The organism is Streptomyces sp. NPDC016851, assembly GCF_055562795.1.
Window position 1 is genome coordinate 121,060 of sequence record NZ_JBVHEP010000022.1, and the last position, 17,967, is coordinate 139,026.

The following is a 17,967-nucleotide window of genomic DNA, read 5'->3' on the forward strand; positions in this document are numbered from 1 at the left end:
CCCCCGGACTTTTGCGGAAGTTGACCCTGTAGGTTCTTGCGCCATGGTGCGATACGCGGAGCCGGGCGTCGTGGAGTGGGTGGAGTCGGGCGGCGGGCCGCTGATAGCGGTGCCGGAGACGGTTCTGCCGTTCTGGGCGGGTGCCGACGGCGAGGAAACGGCGTCGGACTACGACCGGGCCTGTGAAGTGGACGGGCACGTCGGGCTCCTGCCGGTCGGCGACTGCACGGCGCTGGTGCTGGGCGACGAGCCTGCCTCGACGGCGTATCTGCCCGACCAGGGGATGTTCGTCCGGTGGTGCGCGGGGAATTCCGAGGACGAGCTGCTGGCGAGTGTGCCGGTGGCTGTCGATGCGGCGGAGTGGGAGCCGGAGGTTGTCTGGGAGGTACCGGGCGCTGTGCTGCTGTTCGATGCGGCGTGGCCTGGGTCTTCGGGGAGCGAGCGGGTTCGGGTGGGGCTGGAGCCGGGGCGCTACGCGGTTCGGGCGGCTCGGGTGCAGCCCGGGCCCGAAACGTGGCTGGGCTTGGTGCAACTGAGGCTCCTTGCGCCTCGATGACCGTGGGGCTGTCGACCGGTCGGCGTGTGCGGGTTGTTTGTGGCTGATCGCGCAGTTCCCCGCGCCCCTGGAGGGCGATATTCGCGTGCGTCGGTCAAGAAGCCCGGGCCACCATGATCGGTATGCCTCTACTTCCCCACCCCACCCCGGAAGAGCTGCGCCGCGACCCCCTGCCCCTGCGCGGCCGCACAGCCCTGGTCACCGGTGCCAGCCGGCGCGGCGGTATCGGTCATGCCGTGGCCCGGCGGCTTGCCGCCTATGGCGCCAGTGTCTATCTGCATCATCATGTGCCGCACGATGCCGGTCAGCCCTGGGGCGCTGATCGCCCCGAGGACGTGGTCGCGTCCGTGCGGGAGGTGCTCGGGGATCCGGAGGCCCGGGTCGTCGCCGGGCCCGGGGATCTGGGCGATCCAGCTGTGGCCGGTGAACTCGTCGGCCGGGCCGCCGAGGCGCTCGGCGGGCGGCTCGACATCCTCGTCGCCAACCACGCGCAGAGCGGGTTCGACGGCTCCCTGGACGAGATCGACACGGAGATGCTGGACCGGCACTGGGCGGTCGACACCCGCTCCGTCATCCTGCTGATCCAGGCCTATGCGCGACTGCGGTCCGCACTGCCGCCGCGCAGCCCGGGCGGACGCGTGATGATGATGACCTCCGGCCAGGACATCGCGGGCGGCATGCCCTGGGAGCTCGCCTACGCCCTCCAGAAGGGTGCCCTCGCCTCCGTCACCCGCTCCCTGGCGACGGCGCTCGCCGACCACGCCGTCACCGTGAACACCGTCAACCCGGGACCCGTCGACACGGACTACATGACCGGCGAGGACTACGAGGCCGTCGCGGAGCGCTTCCCGGCCGGGCGGTGGGGTATGCCCGACGACCCGGCCCGCCTCATCGCATGGCTCGCCACGGACGAGGCGGAGTGGGTCAGCGGGCAGGTCATCGACTCCGAGGGCGGCTTCCGCCGTTGACTGCCCCTGGAGACTGACTTCCCCTAGAGCTGGGACAGTTCGTCGACCAGGTCGTCCAGACCCAGGGAGCCCTGCGAGAGGGCCGCCATGTGCCAGGCCTTCGGGTCGAAGGCGTCACCGCGCCGGGCGCGGGCCTTCTCGCGGCCCAGCAGCCAGGCCCGCTCGCCGAGCTTGTAGCCGATGGCCTGGCCCGGCATGGAGAGGTAGCGGGTCAGCTCGCTCTCCACGAAGTCCGCGGGTCGGCTGCTGTGCGAGCCGAAGAACTCCTGCGCCAGCTCGGGCGTCCAGCGCTCGCCCGGGTGGAAGGGCGAGTCGTCCGGGATCGTCAGCTCCAGGTGCATGCCGATGTCGATGATGACGCGCACGGCACGCATCATCTGCGCGTCCAGGTAGCCGAGCCGGCGCTCCGGGTCGGTGAGGAAGCCCAGTTCGTCCATCAGCCGCTCGGCGTACAGGGCCCAGCCCTCGGCGTTGGCGCTCACCATGCCGACACTCGCCTGGTAGCGGGAGAGGTTCTGCGCCACGTGCTTCCACTGGGCCAGCTGGAGGTGGTGGCCGGGCACGCCCTCGTGGTACCAGGTCGACACCAGGTCGTAGACGGGGAAGCGCGTCTCGCCCATGGTCGGCAGCCAGGTGCAGCCCGGGCGTGTGAAGTCGTCCGACGGCGGCGTGTAGTACGGGGCTGCGGCGCTGCCCGGAGGGGCGATGCGCGACTCCACCCGGCGTACCCGCTCGGCCAGGTCGAAGTGGGTGCCGTCGAGCGCGTCGATCGCCTCGTCCATCAGGGACTGCAGCCAGTCGCGGACCTCGTCGACGCCCTCGATGTGCGTGCCGTGCTCGTCCAGGTGCGCCAGCGCGACCCACGGCGTGGCGGCACCCGGCAGGATCTTCTCGGCCTCCGCCTTCATCTCGCCCAGGAGGCGGTGGTACTCGGACCAGCCGTACGCGTACGCCTCGTCCAGGTCGAGGTCCGTGCCGTTGTAGTAGCGCACCCAGCGCGCGTACCGCTCCCGGCCCACCACGTCCGGCGCGCCCTCGACCGCCGGTGCGTACACGTCCCGCATCCAGTCGCGCAGCCGCAGAACCGCCTCGGTGGCCGAGCGGGCCGCCGTGTCCAGCTCGGACCGCAGCGCCTCGGGGCCGGCGGCCGCGTAGGTCTCGAACCAGCCGCGGCCCTCGCCGTCGGCGTCCGCCCACTCGCCGAGCTGCTCCACGAACGTGGCCGTGGCGCGCGGCCCGCCGTACAGCTTCCGCTCCAGGCCGAGCGCCAAGGACTCGCGGTACCCCTCCAGCGCGGCCGGGACCGCGCGCAGCCGCTCGGCGATCGCCGCCCAGTCCTCCTCGGACTGCGCCGGCGTCACGGTGAACACCTGCCGCACCGCATGGGCGATGGAGCTCAGGTTGCTGACGGACCGCAGACTCTCCTCGGCCTCGTGCACGCCGAGTTCGGCGTTGAGCCGCTCACGCAGCAGCCGCCCGCAGCGCCGCTCGATGTCACTGTCCGCGCCGGGCAGCCGCTCCGCCTCGTCCAGCCGGGCCAGCGTCCGGCGCGCCAGCTCCGCGAACGCCTCCTGGCCCGCGGGAGAGGTGTCGGGCAGCCTGCTCGAACTCTCCTCGACGCCGAGGAACGTACCGGTGATCGGGTCGAGGGCGACGAGCTCGTCGACGTACGCGTCGGCGACCTCACGGGGCAGCGGGCTCTTGATCTCAGACATGCGGTCCATCCTGGTACGACGTGCGGCGCACGTCACGCGGATTGAGCCGAGGGCGAAGGCGGCAGCAGCGGCCCGCACTCCCACTGCTGGAAGATCAGCCGGGTCTCCACCCGCGCCACCTCCCGCCGCGAGGTGAACTCGTCCAGCACGAGCCGCTGGAGGTCGGTCATGTCGGCGACCGCGACATGGACGAGGTAGTCGTCCGGCCCGGTCAGGTGGAAGACCGTCCGCGACTCGGGCAGGGCGCGAATCCGTTCCACGAACGGCCCCACCAGCTCCCGCCGGTGCGGCCTGACCTGGACCGACAGCAGCGCTTCCAGACCCCGCCCCAGCTTCGCCGGGTCCAGCTCCAGCCGGTGCCCGAGGATGACGCCCGAGCGGCGCAGCCGGGTCACCCGGTCCAGACAGGTCGACGGCGCCACCCCGACCTGCGCGGCGAGGTCCCGGTACGTCGCCCGGGCGTCGTTCTGCAACAGCCGCAGCAGGTGGAGATCCACCGGGTCCAGTACGACAGATTCGGCCATCGGCCGAACATAACACGGGGTTCTCGCCCATGAGCCCGGCCGCTGTTCACCCTTCCGTCATGGACACAGCGAGCATGGGCGCCCACGCCGACGTACGCACCGCACCGAGAGCACTCGCCACCGAGGCCGTCCACGCCGGGCGGGACGACCTCGCCCGGCAGGGTCTGCACGCCCCGCCGATCGACCTGTCCACCACCTACCCGTCGTACGACAGCCAGGGCGAGGCGGCCCGGATCGACGCGTTCGCGGCCACCGGCGCGGACCCGGACGGCCCGCCCGTCTACGGACGGCTGGGCAACCCGACCGTCGCCCGTTTCGAGACCGCGCTGGCCCGCCTGGAGGGCACCGGGGCGGCGGTCGCATTCGCCAGCGGCATGGCCGCCCTGAGCGCCGTCCTGCTCGTGCGCGCCTCCATGGGGCTGCGGCACGTGGTGGCCGTACGTCCCCTCTACGGGTGCAGCGACCATCTGCTGACCGCCGGGCTGCTGGGCTCGGAGGTGACCTGGACCGACCCGGCCGGCATCGCCGAGGCACTGCGTCCGGACACCGGGCTGGTCATCGTGGAGTCCCCGGCCAACCCCACCCTCGCCGAGGTCGACCTCCGGGCCGTCGCACACGCCTGCGGCTCGGTGCCACTGCTCGTGGACAACACCTTCGCCACGCCGGTGCTCCAGCGCCCTGCCGAACAGGGCGCACGGCTGGTGCTGCACAGCGCCACCAAGTACCTCGGCGGCCACGGGGACGTCCTGGCGGGCGTGGTCGCCTGCGACGAGGAGTTCGCGGGCCGGCTGCGGCAGGTCCGCTTCGCCACGGGCGGTGTCCTGCACCCCCTGGCCGGCTATCTGCTGCTGCGCGGCCTGTCCACCCTCCCCGTCCGGGTACGGGCCGCCTCCGCCAACGCCGCCGAACTCGCCCACCGTCTCGCCGCCGACCCGCGCGTGGCCCGCGTGCACTACCCGCGCATCGGCGGCGCGATGGTCTCCTTCGAGATACACGGCGACCCCCACGAGGTCATCGCCGGCGTCCGCCTCATCACCCCGGCGGTGAGCCTCGGCAGCGTGGACACCCTCATCCAGCACCCGGCCTCCATCAGCCACCGCATCGTGGACGCGGACGACCGCAGGGGGGCCGGGGTGAGCGACCGTTTGCTCAGGATGTCGGTGGGCTTGGAGGACGTGGACGACCTCTGGTCAGACCTCGACCAGGCGCTGAGCTTCAGGGGCGCGGGGAACTGCGCGACAAGCCACAACGCACCCGCACCCGCCGTCTGATCGCGGACCCTACGGCGCTGAGGCGCTCCCCAACTCACCCGCACCTGCAGAAACGGACTCACCCAGCCGCGCAGTGATCACCAGGGTCCCTTCCTCGACCTGGTAGTCAAGAGGAAGCCCCAGCCCTCGCATCGCCGCAACCATCCCCGTGTTGGACGACTGCGTCACGGCATACACACTCCTGCAACCCCCCTCCGCGGCCATCGCGACGAGCCGCCCCAGCAACTCCCCGCCGACACCGCGCCGCTGCCACGCGTCCTCGACGATCACCGCGACCTCCGTCTCGTCCCCGTCCCAGAGCAGATGACCGAGGCCGACGAGCCGCCCGGAGGCCGTCTGCACGGCGAGGGTCCGGCCGAAGCGCGGACTGAGCAGGTGGTTGAGATAGCGGTCGGCGTCACCGACCGGCCCGTGGTAGCGCAGCCGGAGCGTGCGGTCCGAGCACCGCTCGTGCATCGCCCTGGCCGCCTCCAGGTCACGCGTGTCGGCGCGGCGCACGGTGATGTCGCTGCCCTCGGCCAGCGTGAGCACGTCCCGGCCGTGCGGGACGCGCGGCCCGAGCCGCGCGTCCAGTTCGACCAGGGCCCTGGCCCGGGCGAACTCGGTCGGTGTGAAGGGCAGATACGGCCGCTCCACGGTGATCACGCCGCCCTCCGGGGCGCGCAGGCGCATCACCGTGTCGTCGAGGGCTCCCTCCACCGGGACACCGAAGGAGGCCCGGCCGCCGCCGGCCGGTGCGGGCTGGGAACGGATCGTGCACCGGCCCAGCAACTGGCGCAGCGCCAGGGGCAGTTCCGCGGCGTCCAGGGCGGTCCGGGCGGCGAGTCCGAGGATCCGGGTCGGCGCGTCCACCAGGTCGTGGGCGTCGGCCCGCTCGATCCAGGTGTCGGTGCCGCCGGCCGTCCGGACCGCCGCGGCGATCCCGGAGGCCGGCAGCTCGCCCGGGCCGCGCAGCAGGAACTCGTCCACCGTGCCCTCGGCCAGCGGATGCGTCTGGAGGCTGAGGATGTCGACCCGCTGCCCGGCGAGTGCCGTGCACAGGGCCGCCAGCGACCCCGGCTCGTCCTTCACCGTGGTCCGCATCCGCCACAGCGTGTTCGTCCCGGACGTGTTCGTCCCGGACGTTTTCGCCCCGTGCGTGTTCGCCCCCGGCACCGGCTCCGATGCCGGGGACCCGGTATCGCCCGACGGCGGCGCGTGTTCGTGGCGTCGTGTTCGCCAGGTCCGGAAGGCCGCCGTGACCCGCTGCCAGGAGGTGGCGGAGCGGCAGTCGTTCTTCAGGTCGGTCGCTGCAGTCACTTTTCGCGTCATGCACCCACTGTGACGGAATGGTGTTGCGTGATCGCGAACGCTTTGTGACCGGCGGGTAAAGGGGCAGTCTGCCCCCTTTATCGACGCTTCAAACGTTGCGCTACGGACTACTGGCCGACCAGGCCCGGCTGGAGCACCTTGGTGAACAGCACGGTGCCGTCCTGCTCGCGCAGACGGACCGTCAGCTCTCCGCTGCCGCCGTCGATGTCGACCTCGCCGAAGAACTGGTAGCCGTCGGCGGGGGAGACGTTGGCGGTCGTCGGCGCCTTCAGGAACACACGGTCGGGACCGAAGGTGCCGTCGAGCGCGTTCGCGGGAAACGCACCGGCGTTGAGAGGGCCCGACACGAACTCCCAGAACGGCTCGAAGTCGGTGAACGCGGCCCGCGACGGCTGGTAGTGCTGTGCCGAGGTGTAGTGGACATCGGCCGTGAGCCACACCGTGCCGGTGATCCGGCGGTGCTTCACGAAACGCAGCAGCTCGGCGATCTGGAGCTCACGGCCCAGCGGGGCACCGGGGTCGCCCTGGGCGACGGCCTCGATGTTGGGCTTGCCGTCGCCGGTGTCCGGGACGACCAGGCCGATCGGCATGTCGGAGGCGATCACCTTCCACACCGCGCGGGAGCGGGACAGCTCGCGCTTGAGCCACTCCAGTTGCTCGCGGCCGAGGATGCCCTGCGGGTCGGTGGGCTGGTCGTCCGGCGAGTTGGCGTTGCGGTAGGTGCGCATGTCCAGGACGAAGACGTCCAGCAGCGGGCCGTGGTGCTGCACGCGGTAGACGCGGCCGTCGGGGCGGCGCAGCGTGGAGATCGGGAAGTACTCCGAGAAGGCGCGGCGGGCGCGGGCGGCGAGCACGTCGACGTTCTTCTCGGTGTACCGGGTGTCGCCGAGGATCTCGCCCGGGTACCAGTTGTTGGTGACCTCGTGGTCGTCCCACTGGATGATGGAGGGGACCCGGGCGTTGAAGGCCCGCAGGTTCTCGTCCAGCAGGTTGTACCGGAAGTTGCCGCGGAACTCCGTCAGGGTCTCGGCGACCTTCGCCTTCTCCTCGGTGGTGATGTTCCGCCAGGTGCGCCCGCCGGGCAGGGCCACGGTCTCGGTGAGGGGGCCGTCGGCGTAGATGTTGTCGCCGCTGCAGAGGAAGAAGTCCGGGTCGAGGGCGGCCATCGCGTCGTAGATCCGGTAGCCGCCGAGTTCCGGGTTGATACCCCAGCCCTGGCCGGCCAGGTCACCGGACCAGACGAACCGCACGCCGTCACGGCGCTTGTCGGACGCCGTGCGGAAGGTGCCGGTGACCGGTTCGCCGGTGCGGCGCGGGTCGTCCGGGTCGGCGAGCAGCACCCGGTAGTGGATCTGCTCGCCGGACGGCAGGCCGTGCAGCCGGGTCGTGCCGGTGAAGTCGGTGCCCGGGCCCAGCAGCGGGCCGTGCCATCTGCGCGGGTTGCGGAACGACTCGGTCGCCGACGTCTCGACGATCATCCGGGCGGGCCGGTCGGACCGCACCCACACCAGCCCGGAGTCGCGGGTCACGTCTCCCGCCTGCACACCCCACCCCGCCTGGGGACGCCCCGACCGTGCGAAGGCGGGTGCCGCGCCGAGAGCGGTGGGCAGGGTGAGGGCCGCCGACGCGGCGAGGGAGCCCCGCAGGACGCTGCGGCGCGCGGGGAACGGACGGTGTGACATGGATGCGCCTCCAGGGACGGGATCCGGCCAGTGTGCACAGCCACACCTACTGGCACGCCGCGGCGCACACACGAACCCCAAGTGAACAACTGACCGCAGGGGGAGGGGAACCGGCGGGAACCCGTGAACTGCGCCGGGGCGTCACCTCGTGGCCGCCTCCGCCATCAGGCGTACGCCCTCGTGGATCCGGGCCGCAGGGACGTGGGCGTAGCCCAGCACGAGCCGCACCCGCTTCGGTCCGTCGGGCTCCTCCCGCGCCGGGCCGGGGTGCGCGTAGGCCGACAGGGGGTGTACGGCCACCCCGGCCGCTGTCACGCGGGTGAGGAAACGGTCCTCGGGGCCGTAGCGCTCGGGCAGCGTGGCGATCATGTGCAGGCCCGCGGCGATGCCCGAGACCCGGGAGCCGGGGAAGTGCTCGTCGAGGGCGGCGGTCAGGGCGTCACGGCGCTCGCGGTAGGCGCGCTGGGAGCGGCGCAACTGGCGGTCGTAGTCGCCGCGTTCCAGGAACCGGGCGAAAATCGCCTGGTCCAGGGTCGGATGGCCGAGGTCCATGGTGCGCTTGCGTTCGACGATCTCCTCGGCCCAGGACTCGGGCACCAGCAGCCAGCCCAGCCGCAGTCCCGGCGCGAGGGACTTGCTGACCGAGCCGGTGTAGGCGACGTGGTCCGGGTCGAGGCCCTGGAGCGCGCCGACGGGAGCGCGGTCGTAGCGGAAGTCGCCGTCGTAGTCGTCCTCCACGACGATGCCGTCCACGGACCGCGCCCAGTCCAGCAGTTCGGCGCGACGGCGGGCCGAGTAGGCGATGCCGGTGGGGAACTGGTGGGCCGGTGTCGTCACCACCGCCCGTACGCCCGACGCCCGCAGCGGCTCCAGGGCGATTCCCCCGCCCTCCACGGGCAGCGGCACGGCGGTGACCCCGGCCGAGGCGTACAGCGCGTCGTGCTGGGGGCTGCCCGGGTCCTCCACACCCACCGAGCGCACCCCGCGCGCGTGCAGCGCGAATCCCAGCAGCGTCGCCGCCTGGGTCACCCCCGAGACCACCACGATCCGCTCCGGGTCGGCCACCACGCCCCGCCGGCGGGCGAGCAGTCCGGCCAGCGCGGTACGCAGCCGGGGCAGCCCGCGCGGATCGGGGTACCCCAGCTCCTGGTGCGGCAGTTCCGCCAGCACACCGCGCTGCGCGGCGGCCCACGCCGAGCGCGGGAACAGCGACAGGTCCGGCGTCCCGGGCACGAAGTCCGCCCGGGCACCGCGGGAGCGGGGAGCGAGGTCGTGCGCCCGCGCCCGGGCGGCCCGTACGGCCGAGCCCACCCACGTCCCGGCGCCCCGGCCGCTGCGCAGATAACCCTCCGCCGTCAACTGCTCGTAGGCCTCCGTGATGAGCCCGCGCGACACCCCCAGGTCCGCCGCGAGATCCCGGCTCGACGGCAGCCGCGTGCCCGGCGCGAGCCGGCCCGAGCGGACCGCCTCGCGCAGCGCCGCCTGCAGGGAACGGCCACGGGTGCGGGCCGGAGCGGAGGCGGCCGGAAGCAGCAGCTCCCAGGCGGGCGACACAGGCTCGTCGCGGTCCACGCGGTCCACGCGCTCGATGCGCTCCATGCGGTCAGTCTGCCGGATCCGCGGCCGGCTTTTCGGTCGGCCCGGGTGTCCCGCTGGTCAGCGGCTGCCGTCGAGGACGACCCGGGCGACCAGTGCCGGGTCGTCGTTCATCGGGACGTGGCCGCAGCCGGGCAGCCGTACCAGCCGGGCGCGGGGGATGATGCTCTTGGCCCGCACGCCCTGACGGGGGATCAGCAACCGGTCCCGGCTGCCCCACGCCACGGTGACCGGCGTGCCGACGATGTCGTCGGTGAACTGCACGGTCCTGCCGGAGCGGAGGGTCTCGGAGAACCCCTGCGCCCGGGCCAGCGCGAGCGTCTCGGCGACCACGGCCTCGGGCGAACGGCGGCCCGGGCGGGCGTAGATGGTGCTCGTCAGCAGGGTGCGGCCGATCGCCGGGCGGGCCAGCCGTTCGACGACGGGCACCGGCATCCGCTGGGCTATCTGCCGCATCGTCATCAGCACCGTGAAGGCGTAACGGCGCTCGACATCGTTCCAGAACCCCGCGGGGGACAGGGCGGTGACGGAGCGGACGAGCTGCGCCCGGGCCAGGTCCAGGGCCAGCAGGCCGCCCAGCGAGTTGCCCGCCACGTGCGGCCGTTCGATCCGGAGCGCCCCGAACAGCGCCGCGAGGACGGTGTTCATGGTCGGCAGGTCGTGAGCCATGCCGTCCGGGAGCGCCGGTGACTCGCCGCACCCCGGCAGGTCCACGGCGATCACGTCCCGCTCGGCGGCCAGCGCCGGTATCACCGGGTCCCACACCTGCCGGTGGTGGCCGATGCCGTGCAGCAGGAGCAACGGTTCGCCGCTGCCCTGACGCGTGTAGGACAGGGTCACGCTCTGCTCGCCGTGTGCGGAGGCGACGTTGAAGGAGACGGTGGCGGACATGCGGTGCTCCTAGGCTGTACTCGCTGACGGACGCGATAGACAGCTTGTCAGCAATTGCTACCGGCGGGTAGCCCCGAGTCGGCGCCACTTTCCCGGCCACGGCCGGCCGGAGGACGGGCGATTTCGCCTGGACAGGGCCGGACCGGTGGGCTGGGATGGAACCCGTGACCACCGAGACCGCGACCGACGTCTTCGAAGCGCACCGCCCCGTCCTGCTGGGCGTCGCCTACCGCATGCTGGGCCGCGTCGCCGACGCCGAGGACGTGGTCCAGGAGGCCTGGCTGCGTTGGTCGGGCAGCGACCGCGGCGACGTGCGCGAGCCGCGCGGCTACCTCGTACGGATCACCACCCGCCTCGCCATCGACCGGCTGCGCCAGATCAAGGCCCGCGGGGAGACCTACGTCGGCCCCTGGCTGCCCGAGCCGTACCTCACCGACTTCGGTGACACCGTGCCGGACACCGCCGAGCGGGCCGTGCTCGCGGACTCCGTCTCGCTCGCCGTCCTCGTCGTGCTGGAGTCGCTGTCGCCGCTGGAGCGTGCGGTGTTCGTGCTGCGCGAGGCCTTCGGCTTCCCGTACGCCGACATCGCCGCCATGCTCGACCGCGGCGAACCGGCGGTGCGCCAGCTGGCCGGGCGGGCGCGCAAGCACGTGGAGGAGCGGCGGCCGCGCTACGAGGTCGACCCGGTCCAGCGGCGCGACCTCACCGAACGGTTCCTCGCCGCCGCCGCGGACGGCGACCTCGAAGGGCTGATGGAGCTGCTCGCCCCGGACGTCCGGCTCGTCGGCGACAGCGGCGGCAAGTCGCGGGCGCCGCTGCGGGTCCTGCAGACCGCGGACAAGGTGGGCCGCTTCCTCGTCGGCGCCGCGCAGAAGGGCGTCCCCGACTTCTCCCTGCGCTTCGTGGAGCTCAACGGGGGCCCGGCCGTGCTGGTCCTGTCCGGCGACAAGCTCGACTCCGTCTTCCAGCTGGACGTCGCCGACGGCCGCGTCCAGGCGGTCTACATCGTCCGCAACCCCGACAAGCTGCGCTCGCTGGCCGCCCTCTAGACGGCGCCGCAGGAGCCTGCCACGGCCTCGCATGAACGTCCCGTGAACGTTCCCGGCCATTGGTCTTGACCAAGAATCAGGGCCGCCCTATGGTCGCAGAGAAGTGAAACAACCTTTAAAAAACAAGGGCGCTAAAACGCTGCCGACCACGGCGATCGCGGAGGACAGGGTGGGGACCACGCAGCTGGAATCGGTGCCGGAACCGAAGTACTGGCATCTCAAGACCGTGCTCAGTGAAGCGCTCGACTCGGAGTTCTCCGTGGGGGAGATCCTGCCCAACGAGCGCGACCTCGCGGCCCGCTTCGGCGTCGCCCGGGCCACGCTCCGCCAGGCCCTGGAGCAGCTCGAACTGGAGGGCAGGCTGCAGCGCCGCCGCGGTGTCGGCACGACCGTCGCGCCGCCCCGCATGGGCGTCTCCCTCGGCACCGGCCCGCACACCTGGCCGGGCGGCCCCGAGGACGCCTGGCAGCCCGTCGACTGCACGGCGGCGGTGCCGCCCGCGGCGGTCGCCGAGGCGCTCGAGACCGGCCCGGAGGAGTCCGTGCACATCGTGCGGCGCTCCCGGGTCTCGCAGGGCCGGCCCGTCGCCGCCGAGCTGCTCTACATCCCGCGGTCCTCGGTGCACGAGCTCTCCGGCATCGACGCGCCGTCCGGGTCGGCACGCGCGCGTGCGGTGCTGCGCGAGCTGCAGCGGCTGGAGCTGGACCGGCAGGAGAACGCGGTGGAGCTCGGCTCCGCCGGGGCCGACGACGCGAAGGAACTGGACCGGCTGCCGGGGGCGCCCGTGCTGGTGGTGACGACGCGGTTCGTGGCCGCGGGGCGTGTGGCGGCGTTGTCCGTCGCGACGTATCGCGCTGACACGTGTCGGTTGACCTTCGGGGATGCGGGGGGTGTGGAGATCCACGACGGGCCGGAGCGGCAGGCGTCTTGAGCCTGGCGCCGTAGGGGTGTGGTGCATGGGGGGCTGCGGGTGCGTTGTGGCTGAGCGCGCAGTTCCCCGCGCCCCTTGAGGGGCGTTGAACTCAGCGGCGTGATGTGGTCGTGCCTTCCACGCTGAAAAGCTGCTCCTCCACGTGGTCCAGGGCCAGGCGCAGGGCCCCCGTGGCCACTGCCGCGTCTCCCAGGCGGGAGAGGGTGACCTGCGGGGGACGCAGGCAGTAGCGGGCCAGCTCCTGGCGCAGGGGGTCCAGGACGCCGTCCAGGCCCGCTGCCCACCCGCCGATGACGACCAGTTCCGGGTCGAGGGCGAGGACCAGGGCCGCCACGTCGTGGACCAGGCGCTGGAGGAAGCGGTCGACGGCCGCGCGGGCCCGCTGGTCGCCCTCGCGGGCCCGCGCGAAGACCTCGGCGACGGCCTGTTCGTCGAGAGGGTGAAGGGGCTCGTTCGTGGTGGACAGCAGAGTCTCCGGCGTCACCTCCCGGCCGAGGAGATGCAGTGCGCCGATCTCCCCGGCCGCCCCGCCGTAGCCCCGGTGCAGCCGGCCCCCGATCAGTGAACCGGCGCCCGGGCTGAGCCCCGCCAGCACGAACACCACGTCGTCCGACTCGGTGGCCGCGCCCTTCCAGTGCTCGGCGACGGCCGCCGCGTTGGCGTCGTTCTCGACCAGGACCGGGCACTTGAACGACCGGCTGAGCCGCTCGCCCAGCCGCAGCCCCGTCCACCCGGGCAGCGCCGTGCCCAGCCGTACCGTGCCGTCGGCCTCGACGATCCCGGGCGTCGCCACGCCCACCGCCCGCAGCGAGCCGCGTGCCACACCGGCCCGGCGCAGCAGCTCGGCGACGGTTCCCCGCAGCCGCTCCAGCCGCTCGTCGGCCTCCGCCGTCTCGGGCACGTCCTTGGCCTGGGAGCCGATCACCCGGCCGTCCAGGTCGGCCAGCAGCGCGGCCACCCGGTGCGCGCCGATCTCCAGCCCCAGCAGATGCCCGGCCTCCGCCCGGAACCGGAACCGCCGCGCCGGCCGCCCCTGCTTGCGGGCGGCACCCTCCTCGGCCGCCTTCTCGACGACGAGACCGGCCTCGATGAGCCCTTCGACGACGCCCTCGACGGTCGGCCGGGACAGCCCCGTCACCCGGGTGATCTCGGTCAGCGTCGCGCCGTCCGTGGCACGCAGCGCGTGCAGCACCACCGCGGAGTTGATCCTGCGCAGCAGCGAGGGATCCCCGCCGGTCAGCCGCCCCACCGTCCGTCCTCCCAGCTCGTGCGCGTGTCTGGCCGGATCGTACTCGGCGCGGCGGACCCCGGCGAGGGCCGGCACGGGCCCCGCCGATCACCCCGGCGCCACGAACCCCGACTCGTACGCCGCGATCACCGCCTGCGTGCGGTCCCTGGCTCCCAGCTTCGCCAGTACGGCGCTCACATGCGACTTCACGGTCTCGGTGCCCACGACCAGCCGGGTGGCGATCTCCGCGTTCGACAGGCCCCGCGCCATCAGCCGCAGGACCTCGCCCTCCCGCTCGGTCAGCTGGGCCCGCTCCATCGCCGCCCGCGCGGCCCGGTTCCCGCCGTCGTCGCCGTACTCGGCGGCCAACTGGCGTACCGAGGCCGGGAACAGCAGCGACTCGCCCTCGGCGATCAGCCGCACCGCGTGCACGATCTCGGCCGGCCGGGCCCGCTTCAGCAGGAACCCGTCGGCGCCCGCCCGCAGCGCCTCGTAGACGTACTCGTCGTTCTCGAACGTCGTCACCACGAGGATCCGCGGCGGCTCGTCGACCGTCCGCAGCAGCGACCGGGTGGCCTCGATACCGTCCAGCAGCGGCATCCGTACGTCCATGGCGACCACGTCGGGCCGCAGTTGCCGCACGAGCGGGATCACCGCCGCCCCGTCCGCGGCCTCCCCGACCACCTCGATGTCGGGCTGGGCCTCCAGCACGGCCCGCAGACCCGCGCGCACCAGGGGTTCGTCGTCGACGAGGAGGACGGTGATCGGCATCGGACCAGCGTAGATCAACTCAACGGCAGCTCGACATGAACCTGCCAGTCGCCTTCGTCGGGGCCGGTCCGGGACAGCCCGCCGAGCAGGGCGGCGCGCTCGCGTATGCCGCGCAGGCCGCTGCCCCGCCCGGGGCCGGGTACCGGCTCCGTCAGCGGGTTGCGTATCGCGAGGACGAGCATGGGGCCGGTGACGTCCACGCGGACCCGGACGGGTACGGCTCCGGCGTGCCGCAGCACATTGGTCAGCGCCTCCTGGAGGATCCGGTAACCCTCCCGGGACACCGGCCCGGGCAGGGTGTCCACGGGGCCGGTCACCTCGGCGTCGACCTTCGCCCCGGAGGCACGCGCGGACTCCAGCAGCCGGTCGGCGTCCACCAGGGTGGGTCCGCTGCTCACGGGTTTCCGCGACTCACGCAGCACGCCCAGCACCCGCTCCAGGTCCTCCAGGGCGGCCCGGCCGGTCTCCTCGATGGCGACGAGCGCCCGGTCCGTGAACTCCGGGTCACCGGCCGCCCGCGCGGCGCCCGCCTGCACGACGGCGACCGTGAGCGCGTGGCCGATGGAGTCGTGCAACTCGCGGGCGATGCGCGTGCGTTCCAGAAGCTGTTCGGTGCGCTCCTCCATGGCCGCGAGACGCTCCGCGGATGACGGGCCGAGGAGCCGCACGGCCAGCGCGGTGACGAGGTGGCCGGACCAGACCACGACCACGGCCAACAGCAGGAGCGGCACGGGTGCGAGCAGGGTGTGCCACCAGTGGTGCTCCTCGACGCTCACGTATCCGTCGGCGGCCGGCTCGTGACCCAGCCCCGTCGTCAGCAAGTCGACCGCGAGGAGAGGTAATTGGGCGGAGAGGTGGGCCACGACCCAGCCGAGGACCAGCCGCGCCTCCAGCCACACCACCGTCCGGCCGCGATCGGCCCAGGTGGCCGACGGGGTGGTCACGATCTCCGCGGCCGCACCGCCTTGCCGAGGGCCGGTCAGCAGCAGCCGGGCCTGAAACCCCTCCACGACTCGCGTGACCGGTACGAGGCCCGCGAATCCGAGCAGCACCGCGGCCGTGGCCTGTGTCCACCACGCCTGCTCGATGAAAATCCACAGCGACGGCCACACGACGGCCACGACGATGTGCAGCCACCGCTTGTACGTCACCGCCCGCGTCAACGGGCGCAGCATGCGGACCATGGCGTCATCGTGCCAGCCGCCACTGACAGCGGGCCTCCCCCGCACGGGGGAGACGATCTCCACCGCCGGGGGAGGCCCGCACCCCGGCCGACCGGCCACGCTGTTGCCATGACCAGCATCGAAGTCCAGGACCTCACCAAGGAGTACGGCGGCAAACGGGCCGTGGACGGCCTCACCTTCCGCGTGCTGCCCGGCCGCGTCACCGGCTTCCTCGGCCCCAACGGCGCCGGGAAGTCCACCACGATGCGGCTGGTGCTCGGCCTCGACCGGCCGACCGCCGGTTCCGCCACCCTCGGCGGCCGTTCCTACACGACGCTGCGCGAACCCCTGCGCCATGTGGGCGCGCTGCTCGACGCGCAGGCCGCGCACGGTTCCCGCACCGCCCGCGATCACCTCCGTGTCCTGGCGAGCAGCAACCGCATCCCGGACCGGCGGGTCGACGAGGTACTGGAGGAAACGGGCCTGGCGTCGGTGTCCCGGCGCCGGGTGCGGACGTACTCCCTGGGCATGCGCCAGCGCCTCGGCATCGCCGCCGCCCTGCTGGGCGACCCCGAAGTGGTCATGCTGGACGAGCCGTCCAACGGACTCGACCCCGAGGGCATCGTGTGGATCCGGCAGTTGCTGCGCCGGCTCGCGGGGGAGGGCCGCACCGTCCTGGTCTCCAGCCACCTGATGAACGAGACCGCGTCCTTCGCGGACCACCTCGTCGTCCTCGGCCGGGGCCGGCTGCTGGCCGACACCCCGATGCGGGACTTCATCCACGCGCGCGTGCAGCCCAGCGTCCGCATCCGCACCTCCGACCCCGCCGCCCTCCGCAGCGCCCTGGCCCGGCACGGCCATGACGCCGTGGAACACGTGGACGGTCACTGGACCGTGCACCACGCACGCGTGGACGACGTCGGCCGCATCGCCTCCGAAGCACGTGTGCCGGTCCTCGAACTCGCCGCCGAGGAAGGCACATTGGAACAGGCCTACTTCGACCTCACGTCGGCCGAAGCGGAATTCACCACCCAGCCCCAGGAGGCCTGACCATGGAACTCGCCCCCGTTCTCCGCTCCGAGTGGCTGAAGATCCGTACGCTCCGCTCGCTGCCGGGAGCCCTCCTGGCCCTGTTCGCCTCGACCACGGCGTTCTCCGCGATCGCCGGTGTCTCCGAGACGTCGGACCCCGGTTTCGACCCTCTGTTCATGGCCCTGTCGGGTGTCGTGCCGGGGCAGATCGCGGCCGTCTCCTTCGGGGCCATGGCCGTGTCGTCGGAGTTCCAGTCGGGCGCGCTGCGGCTCTCGCTGGCCGCGGTTCCGCGGCGCGGCCGGTGGTTCGCGGCCAAGGCGGCCGTCATCGCCGTACCGGCCCTGCTGACAGGGCTGGTGACCGCCCTCGCGGCCCTCCTCGTGGCCCGGGCGGGGCTCGGCCCGGCGGCCGACGGACTCGACACCGGCGAGCAGGTGCGCGGCGTCGTGGGCTGCGGTGTCTACCTCATGCTGATGGCCCTGTTCGCCGCCGGACTCGCCGCCCTGCTGCGCAGTGGCGTGGCCACGCTGTCGCTGCTGATCCCGTTCATCCTCGTCGTGTCGTTCGTGATCGGCGACGCGACGGGCACCGTCGCCGACTTCCTTCCCGACAAGGCGGGACAACTGGTCCTGAGGGAGACCTACGACGGCACCCTCGGCCCGTGGTCGGGGCTCGCGGTGACCGCGCTCTGGGCGGCGGCCGCGCTGCTGGCCGGAGGGTGGAGCCTGCGCCGCCGCGATGCCTGACGGCGAAACGGCGGGAACAGGTTGACGCCCCGCCAAGTGTCAGTGGCGCCGGGTTTACTGGACGCATGAACATCGCACAGCACATCGCCCTCATCGACGAGCTGTGCTACCGCCCCTTTCCGGCGGAGCACGGCCCGTCGGACGTCGGCGTCTCCGGGCCCGGCCGGCACACCGCGGTGTTAGAGGCCGCGCCCGACGACGACCCGGCGCTCCACGCGGTGACGATCGACCAGTACGAGAAGGACCGGGACGCCGTCTACGAACTTCTCGCCTCACGCTGGGGCGACACGCCCCCCTACAACCTGCAGACCGTCCTGCTGCGCACCGAGAGCGAGGAGGTACCCCGGCCGTGGGCCGAGTTGAGCGCGTGCGCGAGCGTCGCGTACGTGTGGGAGGTGGAGGGCACCGGCCGCTGGGTCGCCGTGGCGGTCACCGACCGCGACACCTCGCGCGGGGTGCGGCTGCTGGCCCTGGTCACGGAGTCGGACCCGCCGTAACGCGGAGAGGGGCCGCCGTAACGGAGACGAGCCCGC

At 72.9% G+C, this 17,967-nt stretch carries 17 protein-coding genes; 8 read left to right on the plus strand and 9 right to left on the minus strand.

From position 1 onward, the window contains the following. The first annotated feature begins 43 nt into the window (after positions 1-43). Complete coding sequence (locus ACZ3I3_RS30420; RefSeq protein WP_467370313.1) at positions 44-556, plus strand: immunity 21 family protein; 513 nt, start codon at positions 44-46, stop codon at positions 554-556. A 122-nt stretch (positions 557-678) separates the two neighbouring features. Continuing rightward, complete coding sequence (locus ACZ3I3_RS30425; protein WP_467370314.1) at positions 679-1,524, plus strand: SDR family oxidoreductase; 846 nt, start codon at positions 679-681, stop codon at positions 1,522-1,524. A 23-nt stretch (positions 1,525-1,547) separates the two neighbouring features. On the opposite strand, the gene ACZ3I3_RS30430 is transcribed toward ACZ3I3_RS30425, so the two are convergent. Together ACZ3I3_RS30430 and ACZ3I3_RS30435 are read right to left on the minus strand one after the other, a co-directional pair. Further along, the gene (locus ACZ3I3_RS30430; RefSeq protein ID WP_467370316.1) at positions 1,548-3,239 is read right to left on the minus strand and encodes a DUF885 domain-containing protein; all 1,692 of its coding nucleotides are present in this window, start codon (positions 3,237-3,239) and stop codon (positions 1,548-1,550) included. Between the two features lie 32 nt (positions 3,240-3,271). Continuing rightward, the gene (locus tag ACZ3I3_RS30435) at positions 3,272-3,763 is read right to left on the minus strand and encodes an Lrp/AsnC family transcriptional regulator (protein WP_391107621.1); all 492 of its coding nucleotides are present in this window, start codon (positions 3,761-3,763) and stop codon (positions 3,272-3,274) included. A gap of 59 nt (positions 3,764-3,822) precedes the next feature. On the opposite strand from ACZ3I3_RS30435, the gene ACZ3I3_RS30440 reads away from it, so the two are divergent. After that, complete coding sequence (locus ACZ3I3_RS30440; protein ID WP_467370318.1) at positions 3,823-5,034, plus strand: trans-sulfuration enzyme family protein; 1,212 nt, start codon at positions 3,823-3,825, stop codon at positions 5,032-5,034. Positions 5,035-5,043: 9 nt separating this feature from the next. On the opposite strand, the gene ACZ3I3_RS30445 is transcribed toward ACZ3I3_RS30440, so the two are convergent. The 4 genes from ACZ3I3_RS30445 to ACZ3I3_RS30460 form a co-directional block, all read right to left on the minus strand. Further along, the gene (locus ACZ3I3_RS30445) at positions 5,044-6,345 is read right to left on the minus strand and encodes a GNAT family N-acetyltransferase (protein WP_467370320.1); all 1,302 of its coding nucleotides are present in this window, start codon (positions 6,343-6,345) and stop codon (positions 5,044-5,046) included. A gap of 107 nt (positions 6,346-6,452) precedes the next feature. Next, a complete protein-coding gene (locus ACZ3I3_RS30450; protein ID WP_467370321.1) occupies positions 6,453-8,027 on the minus strand; it encodes an alkaline phosphatase D family protein in 1,575 nt (524 codons plus the stop codon). 141 nt (positions 8,028-8,168) lie between these two features. Beyond that, positions 8,169-9,626, minus strand: coding sequence for a MocR-like pyridoxine biosynthesis transcription factor PdxR (gene pdxR, locus ACZ3I3_RS30455; protein WP_467370323.1), 1,458 nt, complete (start codon positions 9,624-9,626; stop codon positions 8,169-8,171). A 57-nt stretch (positions 9,627-9,683) separates the two neighbouring features. Further along, a complete protein-coding gene (locus tag ACZ3I3_RS30460) occupies positions 9,684-10,514 on the minus strand; it encodes an alpha/beta fold hydrolase (RefSeq protein WP_467370325.1) in 831 nt (276 codons plus the stop codon). Positions 10,515-10,678: 164 nt separating this feature from the next. Between ACZ3I3_RS30460 and ACZ3I3_RS30465 the strand changes: the two genes are divergently transcribed. Together ACZ3I3_RS30465 and ACZ3I3_RS30470 are read left to right on the plus strand one after the other, a co-directional pair. After that, positions 10,679-11,563 carry an RNA polymerase sigma-70 factor gene (locus ACZ3I3_RS30465; protein WP_467370327.1) on the plus strand — a complete coding sequence of 295 codons (885 nt, stop codon included), beginning with the start codon at positions 10,679-10,681 and terminating at the stop codon, positions 11,561-11,563. A 169-nt stretch (positions 11,564-11,732) separates the two neighbouring features. Continuing rightward, positions 11,733-12,494: a GntR family transcriptional regulator gene (locus tag ACZ3I3_RS30470; RefSeq protein ID WP_467370329.1), complete on the plus strand. Its 762-nt coding sequence runs from the start codon at positions 11,733-11,735 to the stop codon at positions 12,492-12,494. A gap of 91 nt (positions 12,495-12,585) precedes the next feature. Here ACZ3I3_RS30470 and ACZ3I3_RS30475 read toward each other — a convergent pair whose 3' ends face one another. From ACZ3I3_RS30475 to ACZ3I3_RS30485, 3 genes are all read right to left on the minus strand, one after another. After that, positions 12,586-13,743: an ROK family transcriptional regulator gene (locus ACZ3I3_RS30475; protein ID WP_467370330.1), complete on the minus strand. Its 1,158-nt coding sequence runs from the start codon at positions 13,741-13,743 to the stop codon at positions 12,586-12,588. An 87-nt stretch (positions 13,744-13,830) separates the two neighbouring features. Further along, positions 13,831-14,493, minus strand: a complete 663-nt coding sequence (locus ACZ3I3_RS30480) for a response regulator transcription factor (protein WP_467370332.1) — start codon at positions 14,491-14,493, stop codon at positions 13,831-13,833. Positions 14,494-14,507: 14 nt separating this feature from the next. After that, on the minus strand, positions 14,508-15,677 hold the full coding sequence (locus ACZ3I3_RS30485; RefSeq protein WP_467370333.1) for a sensor histidine kinase: 1,170 nt from the start codon (positions 15,675-15,677) through the stop codon (positions 14,508-14,510). A gap of 108 nt (positions 15,678-15,785) precedes the next feature. On the opposite strand from ACZ3I3_RS30485, the gene ACZ3I3_RS30490 reads away from it, so the two are divergent. The 3 genes from ACZ3I3_RS30490 (at position 15,786) to ACZ3I3_RS30500 (ending at position 17,931) form a co-directional block, all read left to right on the plus strand. Next, complete coding sequence (locus tag ACZ3I3_RS30490; RefSeq protein ID WP_467370334.1) at positions 15,786-16,706, plus strand: ABC transporter ATP-binding protein; 921 nt, start codon at positions 15,786-15,788, stop codon at positions 16,704-16,706. A gap of 2 nt (positions 16,707-16,708) precedes the next feature. Next, entirely contained in the window at positions 16,709-17,434 is a 726-nt protein-coding gene (locus ACZ3I3_RS30495; RefSeq protein ID WP_467370336.1) for an ABC transporter permease, read from the plus strand. A gap of 65 nt (positions 17,435-17,499) precedes the next feature. After that, positions 17,500-17,931 carry a hypothetical protein gene (locus tag ACZ3I3_RS30500; protein WP_467370338.1) on the plus strand — a complete coding sequence of 144 codons (432 nt, stop codon included), beginning with the start codon at positions 17,500-17,502 and terminating at the stop codon, positions 17,929-17,931. Positions 17,932-17,967: the final 36 nt, after the last annotated feature.

What these genes read in the sequence shown, in the direction of transcription:
- ACZ3I3_RS30420 (WP_467370313.1), top strand. Translation starts at nt 44, where the DNA reads ATGGTGCGATACGCGGAGCCGGGCGTCGTGGAGTGGGTGGAGTCGGGC.
- ACZ3I3_RS30425 (WP_467370314.1), top strand. Translation starts at nt 679, where the DNA reads ATGCCTCTACTTCCCCACCCCACCCCGGAAGAGCTGCGCCGCGACCCC.
- ACZ3I3_RS30430 (WP_467370316.1), bottom strand. Translation starts at nt 3,239, where the DNA reads ATGTCTGAGATCAAGAGCCCGCTGCCCCGTGAGGTCGCCGACGCGTAC.
- ACZ3I3_RS30435 (WP_391107621.1), bottom strand. Translation starts at nt 3,763, where the DNA reads ATGGCCGAATCTGTCGTACTGGACCCGGTGGATCTCCACCTGCTGCGG.
- ACZ3I3_RS30440 (WP_467370318.1), top strand. Translation starts at nt 3,823, where the DNA reads ATGGACACAGCGAGCATGGGCGCCCACGCCGACGTACGCACCGCACCG.
- ACZ3I3_RS30445 (WP_467370320.1), bottom strand. Translation starts at nt 6,345, where the DNA reads ATGACGCGAAAAGTGACTGCAGCGACCGACCTGAAGAACGACTGCCGC.
- ACZ3I3_RS30450 (WP_467370321.1), bottom strand. Translation starts at nt 8,027, where the DNA reads ATGTCACACCGTCCGTTCCCCGCGCGCCGCAGCGTCCTGCGGGGCTCC.
- pdxR (WP_467370323.1), bottom strand. Translation starts at nt 9,626, where the DNA reads ATGGAGCGCATCGAGCGCGTGGACCGCGTGGACCGCGACGAGCCTGTG.
- ACZ3I3_RS30460 (WP_467370325.1), bottom strand. Translation starts at nt 10,514, where the DNA reads ATGTCCGCCACCGTCTCCTTCAACGTCGCCTCCGCACACGGCGAGCAG.
- ACZ3I3_RS30480 (WP_467370332.1), bottom strand. Translation starts at nt 14,493, where the DNA reads ATGCCGATCACCGTCCTCCTCGTCGACGACGAACCCCTGGTGCGCGCG.
- ACZ3I3_RS30485 (WP_467370333.1), bottom strand. Translation starts at nt 15,677, where the DNA reads ATGGTCCGCATGCTGCGCCCGTTGACGCGGGCGGTGACGTACAAGCGG.
- ACZ3I3_RS30490 (WP_467370334.1), top strand. Translation starts at nt 15,786, where the DNA reads ATGACCAGCATCGAAGTCCAGGACCTCACCAAGGAGTACGGCGGCAAA.
- ACZ3I3_RS30495 (WP_467370336.1), top strand. Translation starts at nt 16,709, where the DNA reads ATGGAACTCGCCCCCGTTCTCCGCTCCGAGTGGCTGAAGATCCGTACG.
- ACZ3I3_RS30500 (WP_467370338.1), top strand. Translation starts at nt 17,500, where the DNA reads ATGAACATCGCACAGCACATCGCCCTCATCGACGAGCTGTGCTACCGC.